Annotated in this window: 2 protein-coding genes and 1 pseudogene; all 3 read right to left on the bottom strand. The window is 56.5% G+C overall.

Going from position 1 to position 3,834, the window contains the following annotated elements:
- A partial coding sequence (locus ABJM11_RS09080) for a transposase (RefSeq protein WP_348295992.1) occupies positions 1-264 on the bottom strand: 264 nt, incomplete at its 3' end.
- A 423-nt stretch (positions 265-687) separates the two neighbouring features.
- Entirely contained in the window at positions 688-1,809 is a 1,122-nt protein-coding gene (locus tag ABJM11_RS09075; RefSeq protein ID WP_348295991.1) for an IS91 family transposase, read from the bottom strand.
- Between the two features lie 311 nt (positions 1,810-2,120).
- Positions 2,121-3,420: pseudogene (locus ABJM11_RS09070) on the bottom strand (IS1380 family transposase).
- Positions 3,421-3,834 lie beyond the last annotated feature (414 nt).

Genomic DNA, 3,834 nt, shown 5'->3' with positions numbered 1-3,834 from the left:
GTGCCGCATGGATTCGATCTCGTACAGAGCGTCTTCCATGGCCGGATCGCTCAGGTTATAGAACAGCTGCATGCAGTGAACTCGCAGCATGGCAGACAGCGGATAGGGAGGCCGGCCGTTCTGGCCCTTGGGGTAATAACGAGCTACCTTCTTCTCCAACTGCTTCCACGGAATCAGCTTGTCCATCCGTTCCAGAAAGATCTCACGACGCGTTTTGCGCTTCTTGGTCTGGTACTCGGCTTCGGAGAAAGTGATCTGATCCATGGCGGCGACGAATCCTATGCAGTTGGCGATGACTGTATTATCGCTGATTTTGAGACTTATTCAGAGTCTCCAGAGGAATAACTGGTCGACCCATTGCAGTAGCTCGAACACCCAAGCATTTAATGGTCGTGCGCAGCATGACCTTTAAATGTCTGTTGGACTAAGCCGCCGGCACCAAAGCTGTCGGTCGACGCATAAGGGTAAAGTAATCAGGAGGCAAGGCTCGGAACGGTGAGGCTGGCTGCCGACGGACCTCAGCACCAGTGAACATTAGCCGCGTTACATCCATTATTGGCCGATTCCTTCTTGTGATTTAGCCCAGACTACCCCGCCGATGCCGCTTTTCCAGTCTCGGGCCGCACACGGACCCAGCTCACAAAGAACTGTAAGCGATCACCCGCCAGATCAGGAGCTGCGTACAGGCTAGCCGGTTGGCACGGCCGCTATTCTGAAGCGCGGGATCTGACGAACCATGTGAACCAGTCCCTCATCGCAGCGCGGGCAAGGCCAACAACGAGGGGGTTCCTGGTTCACTCGGTTTGATTCTGGTTGGGGTGGCTGTAACAGGCACTGTCGGATGACGGCCAGCTTTTGTCGTCGCGTTCGGTTGCTCAGGTAACCAAAGTGGCGGATGCGCATGAACCCTTTTGGTAGAATATGCATCAGGAACCGCCTCACGAACTCCTGTCCTTCCAGCCATTGGGTCTTTAGCCGCCCATGATCCCGGTAATCCTTGTATCGGAACGAGATCCGGTCACCTTCCATCGACAACAACCGCCCGTTACTGATGGCGATCCGGTGAGTGTAGCGAGCGAGATAGTCGACAATCGTATCGGCCTGGTTCAGGCAGTGTCGGGTATAGACAACCCACTCCTGTTGCATCAGGCCGTCGAGCACGCCATCAACCTCACCGCTGTTGGTCACCCGATACAGTTCACCGGCGTTCGCCGACACTCTCAGCAACGACACCATTCGCCCCCGAAAACGCCTTGATAATGCCCGTACCGGGAACAGGTAATGGCTTTTTGCCTTGTGCCATTGACCACTGTCTGTCAGTACACCTCCAGGGATCAGGCAATGCACGTGAACATGGCGACTAAGGTTCTGCCCCCAGGTATGCAGCACCGCTGTCATGCCCAGCTCGCCCCGCAGATGCCGCGTATTGCGACCGAACTGATTAAGCGTATTCCAGACGGCCCGGAAGAGGCAGCGGTAGAGCACTTCCGGATGCAGCTGAACCCATCCATTGAGGGTGTGGGGCAGCGTAAACACCACATGGAAGTAAGGTACCGGCAACAACAACGCCCGTTGACGATCACTCCATCGCTGGCTGGCGCGACCCTGGCACTGCGGACAGTGCCGATCCCGGCAGCCGTAATAACAGACGGAGCGGGCCTTGCAGTGATCACACTGCATCTCCACGCCGCCCATGCGGGCCGTCCGGCACCCGGTTAACCGGGCACAAACCTTGAGGCGATGGCCGTCCAGTGGCTCCTCCGGAAGGAATCGATCCAGAATCGTCTGGACGGTGGGTGAACTGGCCATCATCCACCTCCCAGACCTGCAATCAGGTCGACAGGTCCACGGTTGTGAGGTGTCACTCCGGGCAGCCAGTGCAAATACCGCTGCGTGCTGCGCAGATCGCTATGTCCCAGCAGTCGTTGTAACTCATGGAGGGGAACGCCCTGTTCTAACCTGGATTTCTCATAGGTCCCCCAGCAAGTCTCGCAGACTGTGCGGGTTACCGCCATTACCGCTCATTTTCGGCCGTGATTGATTAATAATCGATCAATTCCTGTTGTCCGGACACACGGCCCCCTTTCCCCCATTGAGTCGGGCCGGGGGAGCCCGGGCTTCTATCCCGGAACCAGTCGACGCACCAGGTCAGAGAGTTCGTCTTTGTAAGGATAGGCATCACTCATCAGCACTCTTATGCGTCGGGTGTTGCGAATGATGACCGCGCCAACCTTGATCAGCTTCAGCCGCAGGTTACTGGCGCTCATTCTCTCGAAGGGCGTCTTTTTCAGGTGGGCCCGTAATCGCTCGAACAACATGTAGGCAAAGCCCGACAGGAGCAACCGCCACTGATTGGTCCACCACTGCGTGCTGGAGGTGCGATCGGCAAACAGGCACAACTGCTGATCCTTGATCCGGTTTTCCATGTCGCCCCGGGCACAGTATTGCTCGTAGTAGAGTTTAACGCCGTCGTCGTAACGGGAACTGATGATGAACCTGGGGTTGGCACCCAGTTCGCCTTCTTCCAGCCGGGCGACCACCCAGCGGGGGTGTTTCCAAGTGCGGGCCTGGTATTGGAACCGGTAGGTGGCGGAGACTTTTTCACCCAGTTCGTTGTGAGCCTTGCGAACAAGCATTGAGGGTGCGTCTACCTCCTTGAGCAGTCGGCTGTTCTTACTGATACCGACCAGGTAATCCACCTTATTCCGGTCGCACCAGCTCAACAATCGAGGACGATAAAAGCCGCTGTCACCCCGGAACACGATGCGGGTATCCGGCCAGTACTGCCGAATGAACTTCACCAGCAGGGCCAGAATGGCCCAGCTGTGGCGGCTGTCGCTTCGGTTGCTTGTGCGCAGATAGCTCACCAGAAGATGGCGACCGCAGAACACGTACAGTGGGAAGTAACAATGGTGATCGTAGTAGGCGTTAAAGAACTTGCCGGGCTGGTCGCCATGCACCGGAACGTCGGTGCCATCAAAATCCAGCACAATTTCCTTGGGTGGAGTCGTGCTGTTCAATGAAGTGATGCCACAGCAGTTCGTGGGCTTTGACCACCGCCTGCCGGTCCACGCGCTGTTCCATCCGGCACAAGGTCGATTTGCCCGCCAGAATGGCATCTTCACCGGTCGCGGTCTGAAGTGCCTGATCAGCGCGTAGCGCCTCGTGATCGTTCAGGTCTTCGTACCCGGCGGCCACGCCAAAGACCCGCTGCCGGATCATGGTCTGAAGATTGTGGCGAACCAGTACCGGATTACGGGCATCGTCCAGAACCGTAGCCAGGCGCTGAGTGAGCTGGTGTTGTTTGTCGACTTCGCGAAGCAGGAGCAATCCGGCATCGGAGGTGATGTGGCCACCGGAGAAGTCGGCTTCAATTTGGCGGCGAGAGAGTGGCGAGAAGGTCAGTTTTTCAGGTACCATTTTGGATAGCGGCTGTTGGTTCAGTGGTGATGGTGTAAGGTCCTGAAACCATAGCACTTTCAGCCGCTCCTTTCCTCCTTACGCTACCTTCTCATGAGAAATCCGGGCTGATATGTTTTGACCTGTCAAGACTTGCACGGACTTCACATGTTGCACCTGTCGATTGCAGGCACCTTGGGCCAGGACAGGATCCGGCAGACTGCGACGGTGGATCATGCTGATATACGTGGATTGGTTACCACCTGACTTCACTGCGTCGCGGAGCTTGCCTTTCTCTAGCAGCCTGTCGGACTTAACCACGCAGTGTCGAAGTGAGATAATCAATACAACAGGGGCCATAACCGGACTTCAATGATGGGACATTTTGTACTTGCTGATCGGGACACTGACTTCCTGCTTCCCCCTTCCATTCAG

Source organism: Marinobacter sp. (assembly GCF_039977835.1).
Taxonomy (GTDB): domain Bacteria; phylum Pseudomonadota; class Gammaproteobacteria; order Pseudomonadales; family Oleiphilaceae; genus Marinobacter.
Note: the sequence above shows the minus strand (reverse complement) of the source record. Positions and strands in the feature narration are given on the sequence as shown.

What these genes read in the sequence shown, in the direction of transcription:
- ABJM11_RS09075 (WP_348295991.1), bottom strand. Translation starts at nt 1,809, where the DNA reads ATGGCCAGTTCACCCACCGTCCAGACGATTCTGGATCGATTCCTTCCG.